The sequence below is a fragment of the Affinibrenneria salicis genome (assembly GCF_008710095.1).
The window spans coordinates 378,763-401,472 of the sequence record NZ_VYKJ01000004.1; the positions used below are offsets into that span (position 1 = coordinate 378,763).

Genomic DNA, 22,710 nt, shown 5'->3' on the forward strand with positions numbered 1-22,710 from the left:
ACAGTATAACTAATCATTATCCGTTATAACCCTGAAAAATAAAATAAGATAAAATATTCATTTTTACATGTGGGGAGATCATGCTTCCTCTTTCTTTAGCATCAAATAAAGTATTCTCATCAGTCAAATATGTTCTGACTGACATGGATGAAACGCTAACCTTGCGGGGACGTCTTGCTGCCAAAACCTATGACTCTTTAGAGCGACTGCAATCTGCCGGTATTATTGTTATTCCCGTGACCGGCGCGCCGGCAGGATGGTGTGATCAGATGGTCAGAATGTGGCCTGTCGATGGTGTAATCGGTGAAAACGGCGGGTTTTTCTTTCAGCGTTCTGACCATGGACATTCTGTAAACAGGTATTTTTGTCATACCGATACCCGGCACTCCATTCTGGAAAAACTACAGTGCATTGCAGCGGCAATCAAAGAAAAATATACATGGGCAATAATTTCTGAAGATCAACCGTTTCGCCTGACCAGTTTAGCCTTTAGTCTGCCAGAAAAAACGGAGCAAATCGAAAGCCTGTTATCTTCATTGAAGGACGCAGGATTAAAAGCTACGGTAAATAATTTATGGGTTTTGGGCTGGTTTGGCGATTACGATAAATTGATTATGAGTCGTGATATTCTCAAAAAATTCTACAGTCTGGATGAAAAGTCAGAGCAAGATACTGTGTTTTATAGCGGCGATTCTGAAAATGACGCTCCGATGTTTGAGTATTTCACGCATACACTTGGCATGAATACAATACGCAATCATTTAACTAAAATATCTCAATTACCAACGTGGATCAGTAATGGCCCCGGCGGTGATGGATTTGTTGAGGGCGTTGATAAAATATTGGAGCATCAAAAATTGAAGTAATAACGGACCATCCGCGGCCTTGTTAAATATGTACCCTTGATGCCGCAAGCTGCAGATGCGTTGGTTGTGCGACTCGCCTCATCCATGGGGCTCGCCCTTGCGGGGCCGCCCTCAGCGGCATTCAACTCTGCTGCCGGCCGCGTTGTCGCGTATTCCGGCCACTTACTGCTGTATGCCGACGGGGATTAATCAGCGATATCCCGTCTCTCACCGCCGGTCAGCCGCTGGCCGGACCAATTTGTTGCCGACGAATTGGTCGCGGCGTCACCTTCTGCCTGCAACTTGAATTATTTTGGGTCTATTCCTTATATGCAACGGTCGCTCTTTTCCATATGGCTCATCTGCCGTTCAACCGCCTCTTTGGCCATATACTCACTTCGAGCAACGACTACACGCCCGCTGCAAAAAGCGTAACCGCACGATCCGGTTTTGGTGTCGTCGCCCATTCAGGCTGTGAACATTTTCATGTGGTTTTTCTCCCTCGCTGTAAAATGTGCCGAAGAAGCCGGTTCACTTCCCCGGCAGAAATTGGCTGGTCTTCCAGCAAGGCTTTTGCGCAGATGCCATCGGCTGCAACAACAACGCTTTGGATCGTCAATGGACAGTCGCTGTGCCTGCCCGCCGCCTGCGCCACCAGACCGCGCCAGTGCCTGGCAATCGGCCTCAGTGCGGGGCGCCGCGCGGCCTGCAGGGTTAATTCGCGTTCGGCTAACGCCCGCTGACGGCCGGGACCGCTCGCCTCGGCGATCATTTCGGCGAGGCCGTCGATCTCGTCGCGTCCGCTGGCGATCAGCGCTTCCAGTTGCGCGGCATACTCCTCTGCGGCGGCAGTCAGCGCGGCCACCAGCAGATCGTCGATGGTGGCAAAATAGTAGATCGCCGAACTGGCGGGAACGCAGGCTTCCTGCGCAACGCTCCGATGCGTTACCCCAGCGACGCCATCGCGTTCAACTACCGTCAGCGTCGCTGCGATCAGCTTTTGGCGTCGAGCTTCTCCCCTGAGCCGACGCCCGTCCGCGGCATTCAATGGGTAGCCCCAAGTTCTAGCGCGACGACACCGCCGATGACGAGCACGATACCGATCGACTGAATCCAGCTGAGCTTGTCGCCGAGAAAAACGGCGCCAATGATTGCCACGCAAGCCACCCCGAGCGCTGCCCATATCGCATAGGCCACGCCGATTGCCATGCCGCGGTTAAGCACCTGCGAAAGCAGGTAATAGGCGCCGACGACGCCAACGATCGCCAGCAGTGTCGGCAACGGTTTGGTGAAACCGTTGGAGAAGCGGGTGGCCAGCGCCCCCACGATTTCCGATGCAATGGCTGCCGCAAGAAGAAGATAAATCACTGGCTCCCCTTAATAGTTGAACTGATGTTCAATAAATGTAGCCTGGAATTTGTACGCTGTCATTTAAGACATCGGTTCGTTTGCCGTTGTTTGACGCAGAGGTTTAATTCCATTGCCGGCCAGCCAGATATGGGTAGCGAAGCCCAATGCTTCGACGACCGACCGATTGCCAGGTGCCCAACGCAATATCGATATTTAAAAATGGTCGCATATAGCGCGGTGGCAATCTCCGCGCCGGATGGCGCAGCTGTTATCATCCTGGTCAGCAACGCTATTCGCTCCCTGAGCGATATATCCGGCACGGATATGGCCGACAGGCTGCAAAGATAATGAAGCCAGGTTGATTGTCTGACCCGCAACCTGCAACCCGCAGTCTCTGCAGCCACAATTGAAGATGTGCTCATGACTCAAATTCCTGAAATGGCGAAACCGGGTGTGCCGTCATCACGCGGCATCTTATACGGGTGAATTATGCGCATGCAGGCGCTGATAGCTCCACAGTGTCACCAGCAAAACCAGGGCGCCAGCGCATAGGGAGACGGTGAATCCGGCCCGCGCTCCTCCGTCATCCACCACCAGACCGGATGCCACCGCCCCCAGCGCCACACCGATATTCAGCCCTGCCAGCAGCCAGGTCATGCCTTCGGTCAGACGACTCTCCGGCACCAGGCGCTCGACCAGCGACATCGCTACGATCATAGTAGGTGCGAAGAACAACCCTGCAGCCAGCACGGCGCCCGCCAACGCGGGAATACTGCCTGCCAGCAGCAGGGGGAGCGTGGTTGCGGCTGTCGCCAGCCCGCCCAGCAACAGCAAGTGGGGCAATGGCGTTCTCAGCTTGAGTGCGCCGAACAGCAGCCCGGCCATGCAGGAACCGATGGCATATACTGATAAGATCAGGCTGGCCGCCGCCGGTCGGCCCTGCTGTTCGGAGAAGGCCACACTCACGATGTCCACTGTGCCGACGATGACCCCCATCGCCACCATCAGCAGCGTCAGCAGTCGCACGTTAGCCAATTGGAACACCGGTTTCGCTTCATCCGTCGCGACGCTCAGCGTCTTGACCGGCGGCTCGGTGCCGCGTTGTATGACCAGAGCGAATACGCCAGGCACCAGCAGCAACGCCGCCGCCAGCGGGCCAGCCTGGGGGAACGTTGCCACAGAAAGCCCTACCGACAGCGGCGGTCCGGCGATGAAGGTGACCTCATCAAGCACCGTTTCCAGCGAATAGGCCGTCTGCAAGGGCGGCTGTCCCCGGTAAATCGCCGTCCAGCGTGCGCGCACCATTGCAGACATACTGGGCATGAAACCGGCCAGCAAGGCACCGAGAAATAATATCCAGTCGGGCGCTTGCCGCCAGCAACCCGCGATCACGATCAGCAAGCCGGTGACGCTGATGGCCATAGCTGCGGGTAACACGCGGCTTTGTCCATGCCTATCCACCAGCCGGGAGATCTGCGGCGACAGCAGCGCGAAGGTCAGCACGAAGGTGGCAGATACGGCTCCCGCCAACGCGTAGCTGCCGCGCAGTTGCGCCAGCATAGTGATGATGCCAATGCCTGTCATCGGCAGCGGAATCCGCGCCAGCAGGCCCGCAAGGGTAAAGCCCCGGGTACCGGGTGCGGCGAAAAGTGCTCGATAAGGGTTGGCCATCTCGTTCTCCGTGGGGACGTCCGCTTGCTAAGGCACCGCGATGCGGCGACAATACATACGTTTCGTATGAATAGCATCATATATTCATACGAAACGTATGTAAATAATCATTCACGCCGTATGTAAGGAGAAAGCGGATGGTTCGTCGTACCCGCGCCGAGATGGAAGAAACCCGCGCCACGCTGCTGGCGACCGCACGCAGAGTATTCAGTGAGCGTGGCTACGCCGATACCTCAATGGACGATCTTACCGCGCAGGCGGGTCTGACCCGTGGCGCGCTCTATCACCACTTCGGCGACAAAAAGGGCCTGCTGGCGGCGGTGGTTGAGCTGATTGACGCCGAGATGGATGCGCGTCTGCAGGTCATTTCCGATACGGCTGAAGATGCCTGGGAAGGTTTTCACCGTCGATGCCGCGCCTATCTGCAGATGGCGCTGGAGCCGGAAATCCAGCGCATCGTACTGCGCGATGCCAGGGCTGTGCTGGGCGGAGCTTCACCCGACTCGCAGCGCCATTGTATCGAATCGATGCGGTTGCTGCTTGAGGGCCTTATCCATCAGGGTGTAGTGAATGAAGCCGACCCACCGGCACTGGCATCGCTGATCTACGGTGGTTTGTCCGAAGCGGCGTTCTGGATCGCAGACGGCGAGGACGGTAGTGCCCGACTGGCGCGAAGTGTCGCCGCGCTGGAATTGCTGCTGCGCGGGATGTTGGTCAAAACGTGAACTCATCCATATGGCTTTGCCTGCGCCCCCGGCAGGGGGTAAGGCTTAGTGAGCCGGGTACGACTGATTTTTCCCGGTAACGGTGGACACAGAGCTTAAGCGAGGTTGCTTTCTTCAAACTGAACCGGGTTTAACCCGCCGTTGGCGCTATATCTTGATGCCGGTTGTCACCAATATTAATATATTCGAATATCGTCTATTTCATCACCTCCCGCGTGTTGAACCATTCTCCGTGAATGCTCGCTGCGTTCAGACTGTGAGAAAAATTTCCGCAAGGCGTTGTCGCAGCAGCAATCCCTGGCGTGCATATTGCACACCATCCCGTTATGATTAAATAGCCCCGCATAATAGCGCTACACTTGCCCTGCAGGTTGAGTGACAACGATATTATGATTAAATCATAATCAACTGGTTTTAATGATCACTTTAATTCTCTTATCCTCAGTTACGCGCTGCAGTATGGTCAAAAGTGAGTATCAATGCGTGAAGCGATTTAATCATCATGGAAACAGTATTTAATCTGCCTGTACTTGTTGCAAAATGCACTATTGCACCGACCGGCCTCTTGCTTAATGTTTTAAAATTCCCTTGAAATATAATTTTTGATATAAATCATACAGGGAAATTTAACGTTAGCCCGACGCCAACTTCTTTAATATCAACGTGACCGGAAAGATGTATTTTGGCAGCAAGGTCAGTACAGTGACAAGGGTAAAGCGCATCCGTAGAAAGAGAATTAAGATACTTTCCTGTTTTAGATAATGTTTCTTTATCTGCATTCTGAAGATGAAAACCACCGATAACAGAAGCCACACGATCTTCGCCGGTGACTAATTTCGCATGCTCTATGATATTACAAATTCCTGCATGTGAACATCCAGTAATAATGACAAGGCCTTGTTTTGTTTTTATAGCCAATGCGGAATCATCAAGAACATAATCATCGGTTAATTCTCCACGTGCGTCATTTGTTTGGCCAACCGGTTCTTTAGCCTCAAAACTGTTAGTTCGGGGGATTTGGCCCAAAAATACAATGTTTTCAGTCAATTTAAATGGCTCTTTTGTGGAGATTTTTTTGAAGAAAAAATCATTTTCATCCTGACGAATATTTATACCAATCGGTTTTTGTTTATAATATTTCGGTGCTAATGCTGCAGGGTGAGAGACAAGATTTATTTTCTTTTTAGGCGGCGTGGAGGTTCGGTCATAATACTGGATTAAATAATTTAAACCCCATGTGTGATCATTATGTCCATGAGATATGACGATATCGTCAATGGCCGTTAAATCTATTTGCAGAATTTGTGCGTTTTTTAAAAAAACACCTGAGTAACCAACATCAAAAAGGATTTTTTTTCCATCGCACTCAATAAAATATGAAACACCGGGTTCTCCGGTTAAATATTTGTCAATAAACGTGTTGTTATCTACCAAAACGGTCAGCTTCATAATTATCCTTTTATGACTATCAAGTATATACTCGTCATACTTCAGGTTGCAGATGCGTTGGCTACGCTCGCTCACCCGAATCACTAACTTGAGTCAGCTCATCGAGATGCGTTCTCTTGCCGCCTTTCTGCAACTCGGGCTATCTGAATAGCTTCGCATAATAGCGCTACACTTGCAGGACATAACATCCCGCCAGTACGGGCCTCGCACGATGAGAAGTGGAACATTAATGGAAATTATTCAGAGTACAGTTACATATGTCAGCGACACTTTTAATATAGAATGTCAACGGAATCAAGGATAATGTGCATATCCGGCGCAATTGAACGTATATCTTTCAGTAGTCGGGCTTTGTCATTCAGGTTTTAATAAAAGCGTCATAATGGTTGTCTTATCTTTAATAAAAATCGTAACCTCGGGTATACCCTTATACTTCAAGTTACAGGTGCGTTGGCTTTGTTACTCGTCCTTCCATGGGGCGCCCCCTTGCAAGGGCGGCGCCAGCGGTCCGGCAGATTTGTCGCTCACCCCCGGTCAATTACTGTTGTAAGCTGCCGGGGATTAATGACTGACATGCTGTCTCTCAGTGAAGGTCTGTCGCTGGCTGGACAAATTGGTTGCCGGCGAATTTGTCGCTGTATCGCCGCCTTCCTGCCACTCGAATTATTTGGCTATATAACAATTTTTGTACATTCAACTAAATCAATGCATAAAGATCGCGAAACGCAACGGTGGCGGAAAAAAAACGAAGCTCAGGATAATTCACCAGCCAGTTTACTCACCATAGGTGAAGCATGTTGAATGTCTGCGGCAGGCGCCGCAAGGTACCAGTGCCTGCCATCATCAGTGCCATTCTGTGTGGCTGTTATTGCCAACGCTCGCCAGCTTGTGTAACCGGTCAGTCCCTTTTACGGAGGAACGCACGGGCTGGCAAAAGCGTCGCGCTATCAGGCGCGGCTATTTAGACCAGCGTCTTTAACGCGTCGACGGTAAAATCCTGCAGCGCTGCGTGGTTACCCGTACGGATTTTGATTGCCCAGTTTGGATCACTCAGCAATGCGCGGCCCACGGCGATCAGATCAAACTCGTTGCGTTCCAGGCGTTCAATGAGGCCGTCGAGGTTGGACGGTGTGGCGCCTTCACCGGCAAAGGCGCTCATAACGTCGCTGGACAGGCCAACGGATCCGACGCTGATAGTCGCGGCGCCGGTCAGTTTCTTCGCCCAACCGGCAAAGTTTAATCCGCCTTCGCCGTCGATCTCGGGAAACTCCGGTTGCCAGAATCGGCGCTGTGAACAGTGAAGTATATCCACACCGGCGTCAACTAACGGAACCAGCCAGTCTGCCATCGCTTCAGGCGTTGACGCGAGACGCGCCGCATAGTCCTGTTGCTTCCACTGGCTGACGCGCAAAATAAGCGGGAAATCAGGGCCAACCGCTTTGCGCATGGCCTTTATTACCTCGGCTGCAAAACGTGCACGCTGTTTCAGGGTTGCGCCACCGTAGCCGTCGGTGCGCAGATTGGTTCCCGACCAGAAAAACTGATCGATCAGATAGCCGTGTGCGCCGTGGATTTCCGCTACGTCAAAGCCCAGCCGTTTGGCTTCGGCCGCCGCCTGACCGAAGGCGGCTATGGTGTCGGCGATAGCCTCATCGCTCATTGCCACACCGCGTGGCTGGCCGGGAGCAATCAGCCCTGATGGGCTTTCCACCTCGGCATCCGGCACCCAGTCCGTCAGGAAACTGGTCACTGAACCCGTGTGCCACAGCTGCGGCCCCATCTTGCCGCCGGCGGCGTGAACATCGTCGATCACGCGCTGCCAGCCGGCCAGCGCTTTTTCACCGTAAAAGAAGGGGATTTTGGCGTCATTGCGTGAGGCCGGCCGGTTTATCACCGTACCTTCAGAGAGAATAAGGCCCACATCACCTTCGGCACGGCGCTGGTAGTAAGCGGCGATTTTTTCGTCAGGAACGCCGTCGGCAGCAAAGGAGCGTGTCATCGGCGCCATAACAATGCGGTTTTTCAGCGACAGATTTTTCAGATGGAAAGGCTGAAACAGAACGTCGATATTGGGTGCGGTCACAGGTAATCTCTCCGTTTAGGTTGGGCGTCGTTCATAGTATAATATGTATACCACACGTCAATCAGGTAAATAGCTTCGCATAATCGCGCTACACAGTCCTCTGTTGGTTGAGTGGCAGCGATGTCATGAATAAAATATAATTGACTGTTTTTTTATTTATTATTTTATTTATTTTGTCATTGGTCGCGCGTTGCGGCTCGTCAGAAGTGAAGCATTAATGTGAGAAACTATTTACCCCGGCGCTACCATGGCGTTGGGTGGATATGCATTACATGTATTACGCGCCGTATAGCGCTACGAATAACCTTCGTTAAATAACTTTGCATATTGATGCTCCACTTCTCATCGTGCGGAGCCGGTATTGGTGGGATGTCACCTCCTGCCAACGTAGCGCTATTATGTGAAGCTATTTAAAAATGGGAAGGTTTCCTTACTCTTCTCTGAGAAATAAAGTGAGAATATTATAATGCAAGGTGAAATGGCAATAATAAATATATTAACTTTCTCATTTTTTAGCATCAATAAAGTGTGGCGATACCAACTGGTTTTAGACGTTAGCAACCAGATGGTATCGGCAATTATAATATTTTATGCTATATTGCCTTCCATTACATAAAAATCTCCTTTCATTGTGGTGTAATAAGCATAAGACTTTTTCTTTTCAAAATTATCACAGTGTACAACGGTAGAATTATCGTCCTCTTGCCAGGATATCAAGAAGTAACCATCTGATAGCGGCTTCCATGTGAAAATAGTTTGCATTCTTTCTCCCTTTAAATCACCACTAAGAAACTCAATTGCGATAGTTTTCCCATCATCCAGGTAATGGTTTACTACTTCCAGACCATTGTTCATGGTAATAATGAATTTTTTTCCAACATAAGGGAACTTTTTCACGACTTTTCCTTTTAACGTTACTTTCTATTTAATAAAAGAACCACCAGCCATACACCTTTTGTCAGATATTGTTTTAGGGAGAGAATCTACTTGTACAACTAAAACTTTGGCAGGTTCATCTCCAGCGTTACCAGACAAATGACCTATTTTACCATCTTTAAGGATTGAAATGCTATCGTACCCAAATGATAACTCCCCCGGACCAAATTCAACACGATGATTATCCATAGACTCTATATACCACTTTCCTTCGGCAGGGATAACCCATTGTGGCTTTGGGCTTTTATGCCAATCGCCTTTCCATCCTGTTGGCATAATATTAAATACATATCGTGAGGTTTTCATATCATCATTAGAGACCCATTCCGGCGCGCCTGGCACGCTGAAATTCTGTAGTGATAAACTATCAAGTTTACATAATGACTGGTGAGAAACGCCTTTTTCATCAGTCCATAGGCTCCAATATCCTATTTCACTGTTCTTAATATCTTTCTCATTTTTTATTGAGTCAGTTCTTACCTCAGCATGTGAGTAAGATGATATTATTCCAACTATTAATAATAAAGTAATTTTTTTCATAAAAATCCTTAGCATATATGCTCAATTAGCCTGGGATGCAGGTTTCAGCGTATGGGATGTGTCATTAATACAGGAAGTCAATGTCCCTGAGGTTTTATGCTGTCAATATTAAAAATTATAATTACGCTGAATGCCTTTACTGTTATGGAGTATAGATTATTTCTGACATCTTTGTTCATCACCTTCCTGAATCTTTCTGTCGGGCTCAGATTCGGGCTGTAAGGCGGTTAATGGTAAAGGTCAATATTCATCACTATTGCCTGCTCTTTTATTAATTCCGCTCAGTGATAACTCGCCTCATTAAGGATTATATGCACCTTCTGCGTTATAGGATAACTCTCCCGGATGGCGATAAAAATACGGGTGATATTCTGACTGCTGACTCATCAACCGGCATGATAATGGCCTGCGTAGTGGGTAAAAGTTTATCCATCGGCATTTTCCTCCGTCATAGAGCCATTTTCAGCATATGCACATGAGCCTCGCTTTCATCCTTCCGACATTGACCCGTCAGCCAATGTTAAGTGCGCTGAAGTCGGTTTGCGCACGTCAGGCCCTGTGCTATCGATGTCTCTAAAAATAGTGACAATAGTGCCAGGTTTCGAATCTGGGGTTTTAGCCATCTCACGGTAGCCGATGCCGTTATGCCAGAAATCGGAAACAAACTCGTTTTCCATGGCCGTAAATGTACGCTTCATTCAATAATTCTCCGCTAATCCGTGTGTTAGCATGGATGTTGCGTTGAACAATTGAATCTACAGTAGTCTTTTTATAATTTAATTTTACATATCAATGCCTCGTGTCCGCTTCCTCATTGCTCTGAGTTCAGTGAGTTCAGTGAGTTCACTGTGTTCGGCTATCAGAGGACGTCCCGGCGATGTTTTCCCCCGAAGCGCCATACACAACGACTTAGCCCGGCGGTTGATGGCCGACAGGCTGACGTTCATCGCCTTAGCCGCTTCGCGATGGGGGTCATTCTGATCGAGGAGCCGTTTTGCCGCTTCGGCTTCAAATTCAGCAGACAAGGCTTTGCTATGGGGTCACCTGTAAGGTGTTGAGGCGAGCATAATGCCTCAACTCAGGCGGCCAAATTCGGCGCGCCACTATATATCGAAGCCACTGGCAAACGGTTCTATGGCGACGGCAAGGTGCACTATACGCCGCCGGAAACGTCGCCAAAACTTTGACGAGGTTACATCAAACGACAGCGGCCTATGCTTTATCCATTCTTCAATACAGTCATCGACGTCTCAACAATGCCGAGCAGCGTCTCGCGCCCGGCGCCATCCTGCGCCTGGAGCGAAATGCCCTGGATAATCGCGGCAAAGTAAGTGGCGAGACGGTCTGTGTCGGTATCGGTTGGCAGTTCGCCGTCGGCGATCGCGCGTTCCAGTCGCTGGCGGATCAGGCGTAAGGTACTGCGCCGCAGTTCACGCATGTGATCGCGCAGGGACGCGTTCTGTGCCTGGCAGTTGACTAACCCCAGACTGACCAAACAGCCTCCCGAAGAGGGGCTGGACAGCGCAGTGTCCAGGCTTGCCAGCAGCATGGCCTTGATGACATCGCGTATGTTCCCGGTTTCGGCAAGCGCCTTCATGCTGGCCGAACCGGCCGTTGAAAGATAAAGATCGAGCGCCTCTCGGTACAGCGCTTCTTTGGAGCCGAAGGCGGCATAGAAACTGGGCGGGTTGATGCCGATTGCGGCCATTAGTTCGGAAAGCTGGGCGGCTTCATAGCCTTTGGCCCAGAAAATATCCATCGCGCGTTGCAGAGCGGTATCGCGATCGAAGCTCCGGGGACGTCCACGGGCCATACGGTTTCCTTTTTTTGTAAAACTGATTACATAATTATTGACGAGGTTTGCGCACATGCTAATAATGTAATCTCTATTACATAAATGGAGCAAGCGATGTCTGATATTTCCGAAAGCCGTATCGAAACCGTACGCCGCTACTTTCGCGAGGTGGATGCGAAGTCCTCCGCGCTGCTGGATTTATTCACGGATGATGTCGAGTTCTTTTTCCCCAAGTTTGGCGTGATGCGAGGCAAGTCTGCGCTTGCCCGTTTTTCGGCGCGCATCGCCAGAGATGCGGCGAAACTGACCCATGATATTGATGGGTTGGTCTTCACTGTTGATGGCGATCGCATCGCCGTGGAGGGCCGTGAGTGGGGGGTAACTGCGGACGGGCGGGCGTGGCCCGATGGCGAAATTTCGCAAGGGCGGTTCGCCAATGTTTTCGAGTTTGACGGACCGCTGATCAAGAGAACGTTCATTTATGTCGATCCCGACTTCACCAGCGAGGACCGCCGGCGTGTGGCGTTGTATCACGACGGGGCTTCCTTCGCGACGCCACGCGAGATTGTTTCACTTTACTTCGAACGATGGGCGGCGCTGTGGGATACGCCGGACGATCCGCAGGCGCTGGAAGGGATCCTCGAACTGTTTGCTGAAGACGTGGACTGGGACATCCCGGGTGACCTGGAGGCGGTGCCGTGGATCGGCCCGCGCCATGATCGCCAGGCGGTGGGCGCTTTCCACACGGAACTTGCCGCGCAGATCGCGCCGGAACGATTCGAGGTGCGGCGAATCCTTGCCGATGACGATGAAGCGGTGGCGGTCGGTGAACTCGCCTCCCGGGTCAAGGCCACCGGCCGGCTTATCACGTCCTCCTTTGCTTTCGTACTGACGGTTCGTGACGGCAAGATCGTCCGCTATCGCCTGCTGGAGGACAGCCATGCCGTAGCTGCCGCGGCGTCGGGACCGAGAGTCTAAACGGACTCATCTGGGCAAGTCAGGTGTCAGCGCGCTGGTCATCGACATGTCCAGATCGTGACACCACGACGCGCTCGCAGCCTTTTCGCTGGAGCAGGACTTCACGCGTCTGGCAGACCGGGGGAAACATACGCAACCTGGTTGCAGGGAAGCTTGAAGATCTGACGGCCATGCCGGGGCGATCGCGGACTTCGTCGCGGGATTTCAGGTAAAGTGATGTAACCGGCTGCAAGCGACCAGGCGCCTGAGGCCATGCGGAAAACTTTAGCTTTGCCTAAATGCACAGTAGCGGATATGGCTCAATGAGAGCCGTAAGGCAATGGTCGGTTTAGACGATCTTATCCAGAGTAAGTATTGTCGTCTGTTTCTAAATAACTTATCGCACATTGATGCGCCATTTCTCATCGTGCGCGGACGGTACTGGCGGGATGTTATATCCTGCACTGTAGCGCTATTATGCGAAGCTATTTAGTCAGGAGCCAATGAAGAAACCGTTCCAGCGTGTTGGTTCTGTATTAAACGTTCACGTTGGCCGGGATTTTGAGCTGATCGTCCAGAGATTCCTTGCGCAGCAGGATTTGGATTTCCATCTCCGCCACTCCGTCGAGGTAGGGTTGGCTCAACAAGAAAGCTGCACGCTTTTGGTCCGGGCTGCGCTGAACAACCGGTCATTGTTGGGTGCGGGTGTCATCGTTGGACAACCGGATACAACATCCCAGGCGCCGGGCTTACGGTGTGGAATGAGGCCATATACGCCTTTCATGTCTCGCCTCCCGGCTACATATATCCGCAAGGTCATTTACACCACAAATGCTATCGAATCGGTGCATCGCCAGTTCAGCAAGCTGATCAAAACAAAGGTGCTTTCCCGAATGAAAACAGTCTCCTGAAGCTGCTTTATCTGGGGCTGATGAATGCACAGGAGAAATGGACAATGCCGATCCAGAGCGGGAATGTGACATTGTCCCGGTTAGTCAGTTATTTTGAAGGGCGACTGAATACTGTGATGACGCTGTAGTCTGTTTAACGTGACACAGAATTATGAACGCTCTCGTGCCGGCAGCCGCCTCCCTCTGTGCAATGGCCTCCAGGGGGAGCCAGAGCGTCGGGCTACCGCGTTGTTTAAGGCCATTTTCATCCGCCGGCCAGTTGGTGACGCTTTCCGGCGTTATGTTTATGCGGCATGAGTCTGTATTCTGCACAACTTAGCCAGCCGTGCGCCAACGTCCCGCCGGGCGTCAGTTTTGCCCGTAATAGGCATTCGCGCCGTGTTTACGCAGATAGTGTTTATCGAGCAGTTCAGACTGCATATCCGGCAGCTGCGGGGCCAGCTGGCGCGAGAACAGCCCCATATAGGCGCACTCCTCAAGGACCACGGCGTTATGTACGGCATCGGCGGCGTCTTTACCCCAGGCAAACGGGCCGTGCGAATGAACTAATACCGCCGGGATTTGCGCCGGATCCAGACCGCGCTCTTCAAAGGTGTTAATAATCACTTCGCCGGTCTGATACTCATACTCACCGTTAATTTCCTCAACGGTCATCAGCCGGGTACAGGGGATCGCGCCATAGAAATAGTCGGCGTGGGTGGTGCCCCAGGCGGGGAGATCGAGCCCGGCCTGGGACCAGATCGTCGCATGGCGGGAATGGGTATGCACGATCCCGCCGATCTGCGGATAGCGACGATAGAGCGCCAGATGGGTCGCCGTATCGGACGACGGTTTTTTGTTGCCTTCAATGACCTTACCGCTGGCTACCTCTACCACCACCATATCGTCGGCGGTCATCACCTCATATTCGACGCCGGAAGGCTTAATGACCATCAGGCGGCGTGTTTCATCGACCGCGCTGACGTTGCCCCAGGTAAACGTCACCAGTTGATGTGCCGGGAGCGCCAGGTTTGCGGTCAGCACCTCGGCTTTCAGTTGCTCTAACATGTGAAACCTCCTTCCTGCATCCGTGATTCAATCCAGCGTCGCGCCAGGATAATTTCCAGCACCGGTTCGCTGGCTTTCTCCGTCCACATCTCAATCAGAAATGAACCGCGATAGTTCAGCTTATGCAGCGTCTTAAAAATGCCGACAAAATCGACGCATCCTTCGCCGAACGGCACGTCGCGGAACTGACCGGGGCTATCGTCGGTCACCGGCAGCGTGTCTTTCAGGTGGATAGCGGCGATACGATCGATGCCCAGCTTCAGTTCGGCGGTCACGTCGTTCCCCCAGGCGCTGAGGTTGCCGACGTCCGGATAGACGGTGAACCACGGTGACGAAAGCATCTCGTCCCACTTTTTCCATTTGCTGATGGAGTTCATAAAGGCGGTGTCCATGATCTCCACCGCCAGCATCACCTGGGCGGCAGCCGCTTGTTCTACCGCCCAGGCCAGCCCTTCGGCAAAACGCTGTCGGGTGCCTTCGTCATGCTCTTCGTAATAGACATCGTAACCTGCCAGCTGGATGGTGCGGATCCCCAGATCGCGCGCCAGGCGGATGGCTTTGGTCATGATCTCACGTGCCCGCTCGCGTACCGCCTCGTCGCGGCTGCCAAAAGGGAAACGGCGATGGGCGGAGAGGCACATTGACGGGATGGCGACGCCGCTTTCCAGCATCACGGCGACCAGTGAGGCGCGCTGGGCCGACGTCCACTCCAGGCGTGAAAGACGTTCATCTGTCTCGTCCACCGACATCTCGACAAAATCAAAACCGCAGCTTTTTGCCAGCACCAGCCGCTCCGGCCAGCTGAGATCCTTCGCCAGCGCTTTTTCATAAATACCTAATGGATGATTACGCATGCTGTTTTCCCCAGATGGCGTCAATTTGTGCGTGGAATTCGGCGGCGACCTGTACCGGATGGGCGGCCCCTGCCAGTGCGCGTCCGGCGATAAACGCTTTCACGTTGATATCTTTGAACAGCGGCAGATCGGCCGGGGTAATGCCGCCGGTAATCGATAGCTCAAGGCCGATGTCGGACAGCGCTTTCATGCGCGCCAGATCCGCTTCGCCCCACTGCTGCCCGCTGGCCTGCGCGTCGCGTCCGCGATGGTAAATCGCCTGACGAATGCCGGTGCGATACCAGTCCCGGGCATCATCCAGCGTCCAGTTGCCGAACAGCTCCATCTGAATTTCACCGCCGCAGGCCTGCGCAACGGCGTGACCTTTCTCGACCGTGGCGAGCGGCGCGGCGCAGATAATGGTCATCCAGTTGGCTCCAGCGCCAAAGGCCTGTTGCGCCAGCGTTTCACCGGCATCGGCCACCTTCCAGTCGGCGACGATGATTTTATCCGGGCACTGGGCGCGCAGGGCTTTCACCGCGCTCAGGCCTTCGATTAAACAGAGGATGGTGCCAGCCTCAACGATATCGACGTGGTCCTGTAGCAGGGCAACATCACGCTGCGCCATCTGAAGATGGGTGTGGTCGAGCGCCAGTTGCAGTAGGGGACGGCTCATAACGTGTGCTCCTTAATGCGGGCGTGGTAGCCCTGTAGTGCGGTAATCAAATGCTGGTAATGGCTGTATTTGTGCTGATAGAGCGCGTGTGCGGTTATATCTGGCAACAGCGTGCGCATCGGGTGCTCCAGGGCGCGCTGGGCTTCGCTAAAGCTACGGTATATGCCGGTGCCGACGCGAGCCGCGAGGGCCGCGCCAAAGCAGCCGGTTTCCTCCACCTGCGGCAGCTCGATGCGTAAGCCGCTGACGTCCGCCAGCATCTGCATCCAGACGTCGGAGTGCGCTGGACCGCCGGTGACGCGCAGGGCGTGAACATCGGTAAAACGTTCACGCATGCGGTTGATATGGGTCATATGGCTGAAGACAACGCCTTCATAAACCGCCTGCAGCAGGTGCGCGCGAGCGTGCAGCGCCTGCATACCGTAAAAACCGCAGGTCATCTCCAGCCCGGCATTGCTGCCGTAGAGAAACGGGAGAAAAAAGAGGTCGCTACCGGCTTTCGGCAGGCTGGCGACCGCCCGGTTAATCTCATCGAAAGAGAGCGCACCCCACTGGGCGGTAAACCATTCGAGATTGCCGGAAGAGGTCGGGCTGGCTTCGTGAACGATATACTGTCCGTCATTGACGTAGCGGCCATAGACATAAGGATGGGCCTCATGCTCGCGCAAACCGTGGGCGATACCGCTGGTGACGGCCCAGGTACCCATCACCGCATTGAGAGTAGATTCATCCTTAATGCCGGCGCAGAGGGCGGTGGAAACCACATCAAACAGGCCGCCGACGACGGGGGTACCCGCCGTCAGACCGGTTATGGCGGCTGCCTGAGCGGTAATCTCCCCGCATATTTCAGCGGAACCCACAACGGGGGGCAGCGCGCCATCGATTTCACTGATACCCAGCCATTGGGTCAGGCGCGGGTCGTACTGGCCCGTGTTCATGTTGTAGAGGTTGGATTCGGAGATGTTGCTCTCTTCGCAGCCTTTCACACCAGTTAAGCGCCAGCGCAGATAATCATGCGTCATCATTACGCAGCCTATTTGCGCGTAGCGCTGCGGCTCATTGTCTTTAATCCAGCGTAAAAGGGAGACCGGATGCCCGGTCCAAAGCGTTTGTCGGGTCAGCGGGTAAAGCTTTTGGGGAAGCGCCTCTTTTTGCCAGCGCTGGACAATTTCCATGGCGCGGCGATCGGAAGAGAGCATCGCCTTGCCTAAAGGCCGATCGCTTTTATCTAACAGAAACAGGCCTTTTCCCTGAGCCGAAATACCCAGACCACGGATTTGTGAACCGTTCACCCCCGTGTGCGCCAGCAGTCCATTGATAACCGAGCCGCACTGTTGCCACAGTTCGGTCATATCGCGTTCAACCCAGCCTGGCTGCGGGCTTAAAGCGTGCAGCGGCAGGCGTTGCACACCCACTTCCCGGCCTTCGCCATCGTACAATCCGGCCTTTAGCCAACTCCCACCGCAATCTAACCCCAGCCAGTAGTCGCTCATCTTTTATTGCACCTCATCCACGGCTTTCAGGAGGTCGGCACCCTGCTGATTGTCTTTCAGGAACATATCGCGCACCTGAGTACCGAGTGCGTCACTAAAGGCCTTACGGTCGATGTCGGTCAGGACTTCAACTCCAGCTTCTTTCATGCCATCGATAATTTTTTGCTGATCTTCGGCGACCAGCTTGCGCTGGTAGTCACCGGCTTCTTTGGCGGAACTCAGCAGCGCTTGCTGGATTTTCGGGCTCAGGGAGTCGAATTTAGATTTATTGATCACCACCAGCAGAGGCGAATAAGCGTGGTGAGTGAGGGACAGGTATTTCTGTACTTCATAGAATTTCGCTGACCATACCACGTTGATAGGGTGTTCCTGCGCATCAATCGTACGGGTTTCGAGGCCGGTATAAACTTCGGCAAACGGCATCGGGATTGGGTTAGCGCCGAATATTCTAAATGCGGCAATATTCATTGGGCTGTTATTGGTACGGATTTTTAATCCTTTCAAATCGGCTGGTGTTTTCACTGGTGCACGAGAATTGGTGACATCGCGCCAACCGTTTTCCCAGTAGGCCAGCACTTTTAGCCCCTTAGGTTCGAGATCTTTTTTGAGCTCATCGCCGACTTTGCCATCGAGCGTTTTGTGCGCGTGCGCGGTATCGCGGAACAGGAAAGGAACGTCCAACAGGTTCATCACGGAGGCCAGACCGGCAAAGTTATTTGAGCCGGACATCTCCATGTCAATCATGCCGCCGCGTACGCCGCTGATCATCGCCTGCGCATTACCCAGCGTACTGTCAGGAAAGAGTTTTAACACCAATTCGCCATTGGTTTTTTCTTTTAAGAGTTCATTGAACTTTTTCGCCGCAATATGCTGCGAGTCCGTTTGTGAGGTCTCATAACCAAAACGTAAAGCTTGTGCTGCCTGCGATGACATACTGAATGTAACCAGACCTGCCATCAATAATGTGTAGGTAACAGAACGTAGTTTCATTATATTTTCCTTTTTAGCTCATCCATTTGAGAGGAGTGGTAATAAGCTCCGGAATAAAAATAAACAGGGCCAGGAGCATGAACAACACCATGACGTAAGGCGCAACGCCTTTTACAGCATCATCAAACTTGAGTTTTGCGACACCGCAGATAACGTTGAGGACGTTACCGACGGGAGGGGTAATAAGAGAAATAGAGCAGTTGATAATAAACATGATGCCGAAATAGATAGGGTCTATTCCCGCTTCTCTGACTAGCGGCATTAATACCGGCGTAAGAATTAAAACAGTTGGGGTCAGGTCCATTACGGTGCTTATCATCATAATAGCCAGCATAATGACGATAAATAACAGACGCGGAGAATCCACTAACGGCTGTAGCAAATCAGAAACCATCATTGGAAGTTCTGCGATGGTAATAAGCCATGCGGAAACGGCGGCGGCGGCAACTAAAAACATCACGACAGAGGTGGTTCTGGCTGCTGCAACCAGAACATGATAAAGCGTAGCGAGGGTCATTTCGCGATAGATAACGACGGCAACAAACAGCGCGTAGAATGCTGCGACTGCACCGGCTTCCGTTGGAGTGAATAAGCCTGAACGGAAACCGCCAATAATAATCACCGGTAAGAATAGCGCCCAAATCCCGGATTTTAATGACTGCCAGACTTCGCGCATGGAAGCTTTTGGCTGGCGGGGAAGGTTTAGCCGACTGGCCTGCCACCACCAGGTGAGCATTAACGTCACGCCCATCATGATGCCCGGCGCTATTCCGGCCATAAACAGCTTACTGATAGACAGGCCGCTGGAAACGCCGAAGATAATTAACGGGATGGATGGGGGAATGATGGCGGCAATAATCCCGCCTGCGCCGATAAGTCCTGCGGCGCGGTTTATCGGGTAGTTGGCCTGGCGCATCATGGGAACCAGTAGCGCAGCGACGGCGGCGGTATCCGCTACCGCAGAGCCGGAAAGACTCGCCATGATCATCGCGGCTAATACGCCGACATAACCCAGGCCGCCGGCTCTATGCCCGACCAGTTTCATCGGGAGATCGACAATGCGCTGCGATAAACCGCCTGCGTTCATTATCTCGCCGGCCAGTATAAAAAAGGGAATCGCCAGCAGAGAAAAGCTGTCCGCTCCATTAACCAACGTCTGGGCGAGGATTTGTACGTCAAAAATATCCATCCAGAACATCAGCGCCACGCCGCACAGCAGCAGTGACCACGCAATCGGCACACCAATCGCAATTGCGCCTAACAAGCTGACAAGAAATATCACTACGGTCATGATTAGACTCCTTGCGGTGGCCGCTGGGTTGGGGTGGCGCGCGTTATCAGGCGATATAAATGACGAATTTCAAGCAGCGCGATAACCAGACTGGTCGGGAGGGTTGCGGCATACATCAAACCAACCGGTAAACCCAGAATTGGGGAGAGATCGCTCCAGTCCTGGAGCGTTTTTTTCGTGGTCCCCACCGCAAGCGCAAGGCAGAGTAGTAAGACCAGTGAGTGTGTTAATATCGCCATGCGTCGCTGATTATTCGGCGAGAGTTTTTCGACCAGAAAAGAAACCTGCACATGGCTGCCATCCATAAAAGCGACTATCGCACCAATAAAGGTCAGCCAGACGAACAGGAAACGAGATAACTCATCTACTGATAATATGCTGGTGTGAAAGCCATAGCGTAAAATTATATTAATGAAAACAATGCAGGATAGCACTGCAATTATGAGCGCGAGAATGGCTTCGAGTATTCTCTTCATTAGCATTCCTTCAGACTATTATTCTGTTAATGAAATAATATTATCTGTCCTGTAGCCCATCAGGCTGGTGGTTAGTCTTAATTAAAACCTACATTATGCTGTGAGACAGCAACGCTAAGAACTCTCTTGATACGCCGTTTCCATAACATAAATCCCATTGCGTAATATCTCTATACGATGCGGGACATCAGCATTAGCATTTATTTCCAACAGCTTAATACCGGAAAAATGTAATGTGGATGGCGGCGCGACATGCAATAATTCTTTCACATGATCAAGCGTCATGATGCTTTCTGAACAGAAAGGAGCAAAGGGGGCGTGAAGATCTTGCCATTCGCCGTAATCCCCCGTTTGCGTGGTGCCGGAGAACATCAGCCCACGCAATTTACCTGCGCGTTGGGCAATTAACGCATGCTGTAGCGGCAGCGATGTATTCCGGCCTTCAATGGCTGAACGCGCCCAGTTAATACAGAGACCAATGTCATAACCAGTCAGAGTTTCCAGTACATTTTCTAACGGCAAAAAACCTTTACGCGGAGCGGTCTGTGTCATGGCGTCACAGTGTTCCAGCATCAGTTCACATGACCACTCCCAGGCGGTAATCTCTTTAATGGATCGGGCAAACGCATCGCTTGCCTGTTCAACGCTGGTATTTCCCGCCTGCGGCGCTCCCTGAAGCTCAAGCGCAATAATTTTATCGGGATGCGACTCGTTAATTTTATTTATTTTTTTATGGAGGTGACGGTAATAGTCAATGCACGCGCGACGCTGTTCTTCATCGGCAGATGCCAGACCAAATCCGCCATTGCCTCCGCGGCGGCGCATGGTTTCCATTATCGCGGTAACCACAATTTGCCACTCTGCTGGAGTATTGCGTAATAACCATTCATCGCCATAGGGATGAATATTTTCCAGGCAGGGCTGTTCCAGACCGCGAATTTGCGGCGTATCAGCAAGCTGCCGCCAAAATTCCATCTCCGGTTTTTCGCCTTGCTGGTGAAATGAGGGCGCACAAGGATACGCACCGATTATAAAACCGGTATGATTCATTTTCATTTGCCGCTCCTGAATAGAAGTTGGATTAATTCAGCGCAGTTAGCGCTATTTTTACCACAACTTTCCTTATTGCCGTTGCTTTTGTTTTATTACAGCCGGGGCGATGCACATCTTGAGGGAAAAAGATGGCGTAGCTTCCGGGAACCATTTCAAAAAATGATTCATGCTCACTGTCCCGATAGTAAATAATGTCGCGCTGTTCCAGAAGCGACTCGCTAATTTCGTTATTGCCGGTATCGATAGCCAGCCCAATTTTTTCCTCGCCCCATGCCATAAACTGAATATCCAGATACCGGCGATGTACTTCAGGTAATATTTCCGTATAGGGGCAAGTCGTGAGATCGAGTATTTGGGCATAAATAGTTTTCCCCTCAATCTCGACCACTCCCGGCTTCAGCTTTCGAAAATCAGTGGTACGCAGGAAGTCGAGCGCCTTTTCAATCGCTGCCGGAAATCGGCAGGGATTCGGTTGTGAAATATGACCAAAAATCATGATGTTTCTCCTTACAGAGCTTTGATCTTCGCCCATACGCTGTCATCGACGGTGATACCGTTGCGACGATTCTCCTCTAACAAGCGAGTGAATTCATGGCCGGGCAGGCGGATCGCTATGTTTTCATCTGCGCGTTCGGCGGTGGTGATAAAGTCCATAATGCGTTGCAGTTTGGCGTCGCGGGTGGTGCCATCAATCAACTTATCAACTTCGATAGCGATAAAAATCTGCGAGATCCCGTATTCATCGCGGTTATCTTCGGTAACCTCAGCAACCGATGCGCCATCGGAGAGTAGCGTCGCTATCATGTCCAGCACGATAGACAGACCGGATCCTTTCCAGTATCCCATCGGCAGAATGCGCCTGTTTTTTTCAATCACGCCAGGTTCTTTGGTTAAGTTGCCGTCGTCGTCAAAGCCTCCGTCAACCGGAAGTTTACGGCCCGCGAGACGGTTAACTTCCAGCATGCCGTAGGAGAACATCGACATCGACATATCAACCATGGTGATCGGCGTCGACGGAATAGCGACGATCAGCGGGTTGGTACCGATGCGACACTCTTTAGACCCCCACGGCGGCATTACCGCAATGGAGTTGGTCCAGCAAATGCCAATGTAGCCTTTTTCTGCCGCCTGCCAGCCGTAGCTGCCGCCGCGCATCCAGTGATTAGCATTGCGTACCGCGACAAGCCCAATACCGTGGTCGGCAGCCAGTTCGATGGCGCGATCCATCATCTTTTGGGCGGTGAGGTTGCCTATAGAACGTTGGGCATCCCACTGCTCGATCGCACCCAGCGTGGTGATGCGTTCTGGCTGTGCGTCAGGAATGATGTCGCCGTTTTCCAACTGCTGAATAAAGCGTGGGAAGCGATTTACACCGTGGGAATAGACGCCTGACTCGGTGGTGCGGGCGAACATTTCCGCGCAGGCGTCGGCCGTTTCAGCCCTCACGCCCCGGGCCGCGAGGACGCGGGCAAACTCATTTTTCAGGTCTGTAAAGCTGAGTAACATATGTCGTCTCCGTTATATTTTTTTATTTCACATAGTGAAACATGGCTCCAAAAATATTATTCAGGGGCAAAAAAATGCTGGCA

Annotated in this window: 22 protein-coding genes and 1 pseudogene; 4 read left to right on the forward strand and 19 right to left on the reverse strand. The window is 52.1% G+C overall.

Features of this window, described 5'->3' with window-relative positions; genetic code table 11:
* The first annotated feature begins 80 nt into the window (after positions 1-80).
* Complete coding sequence (locus FJU30_RS10890; RefSeq protein ID WP_150434973.1) at positions 81-866, forward strand: HAD-IIB family hydrolase; 786 nt, start codon at positions 81-83, stop codon at positions 864-866.
* Between the two features lie 463 nt (positions 867-1,329).
* On the opposite strand, the gene FJU30_RS10895 is transcribed toward FJU30_RS10890, so the two are convergent.
* The 3 genes from FJU30_RS10895 to FJU30_RS10905 all read right to left on the reverse strand — a co-directional run bounded on the left by FJU30_RS10895 (position 1,330) and on the right by FJU30_RS10905 (position 3,866).
* Positions 1,330-1,893, reverse strand: coding sequence for a TetR/AcrR family transcriptional regulator (locus FJU30_RS10895; protein WP_150434974.1), 564 nt, complete (start codon positions 1,891-1,893; stop codon positions 1,330-1,332).
* Positions 1,890-2,213, reverse strand: a complete 324-nt coding sequence (locus FJU30_RS10900; RefSeq protein WP_150434975.1) for a DMT family transporter — start codon at positions 2,211-2,213, stop codon at positions 1,890-1,892. Before FJU30_RS10900 ends, FJU30_RS10895 begins: the two co-directional genes overlap by 4 nt.
* Positions 2,214-2,669: 456 nt before the next feature.
* Positions 2,670-3,866, reverse strand: a complete 1,197-nt coding sequence (locus FJU30_RS10905; protein ID WP_150434976.1) for an MFS transporter — start codon at positions 3,864-3,866, stop codon at positions 2,670-2,672.
* Between the two features lie 137 nt (positions 3,867-4,003).
* On the opposite strand from FJU30_RS10905, the gene FJU30_RS10910 reads away from it, so the two are divergent.
* The gene (locus FJU30_RS10910; RefSeq protein WP_150434977.1) at positions 4,004-4,591 is read left to right on the forward strand and encodes a TetR/AcrR family transcriptional regulator; all 588 of its coding nucleotides are present in this window, start codon (positions 4,004-4,006) and stop codon (positions 4,589-4,591) included.
* 612 nt (positions 4,592-5,203) lie between these two features.
* Here the strand turns inward: FJU30_RS10910 and FJU30_RS10915 are convergent.
* The 6 genes from FJU30_RS10915 to FJU30_RS10940 form a co-directional block, all read right to left on the reverse strand.
* Positions 5,204-6,040 carry an MBL fold metallo-hydrolase gene (locus FJU30_RS10915; RefSeq protein WP_150434978.1) on the reverse strand — a complete coding sequence of 279 codons (837 nt, stop codon included), beginning with the start codon at positions 6,038-6,040 and terminating at the stop codon, positions 5,204-5,206.
* Positions 6,041-7,001: 961 nt separating this feature from the next.
* A complete protein-coding gene (locus tag FJU30_RS10920) occupies positions 7,002-8,123 on the reverse strand; it encodes an NADH:flavin oxidoreductase (protein ID WP_150434979.1) in 1,122 nt (373 codons plus the stop codon).
* A 588-nt stretch (positions 8,124-8,711) separates the two neighbouring features.
* The gene (locus tag FJU30_RS10925; protein WP_317984045.1) at positions 8,712-9,020 is read right to left on the reverse strand and encodes a MoaF-related domain-containing protein; all 309 of its coding nucleotides are present in this window, start codon (positions 9,018-9,020) and stop codon (positions 8,712-8,714) included.
* A gap of 24 nt (positions 9,021-9,044) precedes the next feature.
* Positions 9,045-9,599: a cupin domain-containing protein gene (locus FJU30_RS10930; protein WP_150434980.1), complete on the reverse strand. Its 555-nt coding sequence runs from the start codon at positions 9,597-9,599 to the stop codon at positions 9,045-9,047.
* 488 nt (positions 9,600-10,087) lie between these two features.
* Positions 10,088-10,297 carry a hypothetical protein gene (locus FJU30_RS10935; RefSeq protein WP_150434981.1) on the reverse strand — a complete coding sequence of 70 codons (210 nt, stop codon included), beginning with the start codon at positions 10,295-10,297 and terminating at the stop codon, positions 10,088-10,090.
* 521 nt (positions 10,298-10,818) lie between these two features.
* The gene (locus FJU30_RS10940) at positions 10,819-11,412 is read right to left on the reverse strand and encodes a TetR/AcrR family transcriptional regulator (protein WP_223881565.1); all 594 of its coding nucleotides are present in this window, start codon (positions 11,410-11,412) and stop codon (positions 10,819-10,821) included.
* A gap of 96 nt (positions 11,413-11,508) precedes the next feature.
* On the opposite strand from FJU30_RS10940, the gene FJU30_RS10945 reads away from it, so the two are divergent.
* Together FJU30_RS10945 and FJU30_RS10950 are read left to right on the forward strand one after the other, a co-directional pair.
* On the forward strand, positions 11,509-12,372 hold the full coding sequence (locus tag FJU30_RS10945) for a nuclear transport factor 2 family protein (RefSeq protein ID WP_150434982.1): 864 nt from the start codon (positions 11,509-11,511) through the stop codon (positions 12,370-12,372).
* A 782-nt stretch (positions 12,373-13,154) separates the two neighbouring features.
* Positions 13,155-13,390: pseudogene (locus FJU30_RS10950) on the forward strand (transposase); the annotation flags it as partial.
* Positions 13,391-13,610: 220 nt separating this feature from the next.
* Here FJU30_RS10950 and araD read toward each other — a convergent pair.
* The 10 genes from araD to yiaK form a co-directional block, all read right to left on the reverse strand.
* Positions 13,611-14,309, reverse strand: coding sequence for an L-ribulose-5-phosphate 4-epimerase (araD, locus tag FJU30_RS10955; protein WP_150434983.1), 699 nt, complete (start codon positions 14,307-14,309; stop codon positions 13,611-13,613).
* Positions 14,303-15,163: an L-ribulose-5-phosphate 3-epimerase gene (locus FJU30_RS10960; RefSeq protein WP_150434984.1), complete on the reverse strand. Its 861-nt coding sequence runs from the start codon at positions 15,161-15,163 to the stop codon at positions 14,303-14,305. Before FJU30_RS10960 ends, araD begins: the two co-directional genes overlap by 7 nt.
* Positions 15,156-15,818: a 3-keto-L-gulonate-6-phosphate decarboxylase UlaD gene (gene ulaD, locus FJU30_RS10965; RefSeq protein ID WP_150434985.1), complete on the reverse strand. Its 663-nt coding sequence runs from the start codon at positions 15,816-15,818 to the stop codon at positions 15,156-15,158. The genes FJU30_RS10960 and ulaD overlap by 8 nt, the downstream gene beginning before the upstream one ends.
* Positions 15,815-17,311 carry an FGGY-family carbohydrate kinase gene (locus FJU30_RS10970; protein WP_150434986.1) on the reverse strand — a complete coding sequence of 499 codons (1,497 nt, stop codon included), beginning with the start codon at positions 17,309-17,311 and terminating at the stop codon, positions 15,815-15,817. Before FJU30_RS10970 ends, ulaD begins: the two co-directional genes overlap by 4 nt.
* 3 nt (positions 17,312-17,314) lie before the next feature.
* Positions 17,315-18,301, reverse strand: coding sequence for a 2,3-diketo-L-gulonate TRAP transporter substrate-binding protein YiaO (yiaO, locus tag FJU30_RS10975; protein ID WP_150434987.1), 987 nt, complete (start codon positions 18,299-18,301; stop codon positions 17,315-17,317).
* 13 nt (positions 18,302-18,314) lie between these two features.
* Positions 18,315-19,592 (reverse strand): 2,3-diketo-L-gulonate TRAP transporter large permease YiaN, encoded by a 1,278-nt coding sequence (gene yiaN, locus FJU30_RS10980; protein ID WP_150434988.1) that lies wholly within the window; start codon positions 19,590-19,592, stop codon positions 18,315-18,317.
* 2 nt (positions 19,593-19,594) lie between these two features.
* Positions 19,595-20,068: a 2,3-diketo-L-gulonate TRAP transporter small permease YiaM gene (gene yiaM / locus FJU30_RS10985; protein WP_150434989.1), complete on the reverse strand. Its 474-nt coding sequence runs from the start codon at positions 20,066-20,068 to the stop codon at positions 19,595-19,597.
* A gap of 114 nt (positions 20,069-20,182) precedes the next feature.
* The gene (locus FJU30_RS10990) at positions 20,183-21,124 is read right to left on the reverse strand and encodes a DUF4862 family protein (protein WP_150434990.1); all 942 of its coding nucleotides are present in this window, start codon (positions 21,122-21,124) and stop codon (positions 20,183-20,185) included.
* Positions 21,125-21,149: 25 nt separating this feature from the next.
* A complete protein-coding gene (locus FJU30_RS10995; protein ID WP_150434991.1) occupies positions 21,150-21,617 on the reverse strand; it encodes a YhcH/YjgK/YiaL family protein in 468 nt (155 codons plus the stop codon).
* Positions 21,618-21,628: 11 nt separating this feature from the next.
* Entirely contained in the window at positions 21,629-22,627 is a 999-nt protein-coding gene (gene yiaK / locus FJU30_RS11000; RefSeq protein ID WP_150434992.1) for a 3-dehydro-L-gulonate 2-dehydrogenase, read from the reverse strand.
* Positions 22,628-22,710 lie beyond the last annotated feature (83 nt).

What these genes read in the sequence shown, in the direction of transcription:
- FJU30_RS10890 (WP_150434973.1), top strand. Translation starts at nt 81, where the DNA reads ATGCTTCCTCTTTCTTTAGCATCAAATAAAGTATTCTCATCAGTCAAA.
- FJU30_RS10905 (WP_150434976.1), bottom strand. Translation starts at nt 3,866, where the DNA reads ATGGCCAACCCTTATCGAGCACTTTTCGCCGCACCCGGTACCCGGGGC.
- FJU30_RS10910 (WP_150434977.1), top strand. Translation starts at nt 4,004, where the DNA reads ATGGTTCGTCGTACCCGCGCCGAGATGGAAGAAACCCGCGCCACGCTG.
- FJU30_RS10915 (WP_150434978.1), bottom strand. Translation starts at nt 6,040, where the DNA reads ATGAAGCTGACCGTTTTGGTAGATAACAACACGTTTATTGACAAATAT.
- FJU30_RS10930 (WP_150434980.1), bottom strand. Translation starts at nt 9,599, where the DNA reads ATGAAAAAAATTACTTTATTATTAATAGTTGGAATAATATCATCTTAC.
- FJU30_RS10935 (WP_150434981.1), bottom strand. Translation starts at nt 10,297, where the DNA reads ATGAAGCGTACATTTACGGCCATGGAAAACGAGTTTGTTTCCGATTTC.
- FJU30_RS10940 (WP_223881565.1), bottom strand. Translation starts at nt 11,412, where the DNA reads ATGGCCCGTGGACGTCCCCGGAGCTTCGATCGCGATACCGCTCTGCAA.
- FJU30_RS10945 (WP_150434982.1), top strand. Translation starts at nt 11,509, where the DNA reads ATGTCTGATATTTCCGAAAGCCGTATCGAAACCGTACGCCGCTACTTT.
- araD (WP_150434983.1), bottom strand. Translation starts at nt 14,309, where the DNA reads ATGTTAGAGCAACTGAAAGCCGAGGTGCTGACCGCAAACCTGGCGCTC.
- FJU30_RS10960 (WP_150434984.1), bottom strand. Translation starts at nt 15,163, where the DNA reads ATGCGTAATCATCCATTAGGTATTTATGAAAAAGCGCTGGCGAAGGAT.
- ulaD (WP_150434985.1), bottom strand. Translation starts at nt 15,818, where the DNA reads ATGAGCCGTCCCCTACTGCAACTGGCGCTCGACCACACCCATCTTCAG.
- FJU30_RS10970 (WP_150434986.1), bottom strand. Translation starts at nt 17,311, where the DNA reads ATGAGCGACTACTGGCTGGGGTTAGATTGCGGTGGGAGTTGGCTAAAG.
- yiaO (WP_150434987.1), bottom strand. Translation starts at nt 18,301, where the DNA reads ATGAAACTACGTTCTGTTACCTACACATTATTGATGGCAGGTCTGGTT.
- yiaN (WP_150434988.1), bottom strand. Translation starts at nt 19,592, where the DNA reads ATGACCGTAGTGATATTTCTTGTCAGCTTGTTAGGCGCAATTGCGATT.
- yiaM (WP_150434989.1), bottom strand. Translation starts at nt 20,068, where the DNA reads ATGAAGAGAATACTCGAAGCCATTCTCGCGCTCATAATTGCAGTGCTA.
- FJU30_RS10990 (WP_150434990.1), bottom strand. Translation starts at nt 21,124, where the DNA reads ATGAAAATGAATCATACCGGTTTTATAATCGGTGCGTATCCTTGTGCG.
- FJU30_RS10995 (WP_150434991.1), bottom strand. Translation starts at nt 21,617, where the DNA reads ATGATTTTTGGTCATATTTCACAACCGAATCCCTGCCGATTTCCGGCA.
- yiaK (WP_150434992.1), bottom strand. Translation starts at nt 22,627, where the DNA reads ATGTTACTCAGCTTTACAGACCTGAAAAATGAGTTTGCCCGCGTCCTC.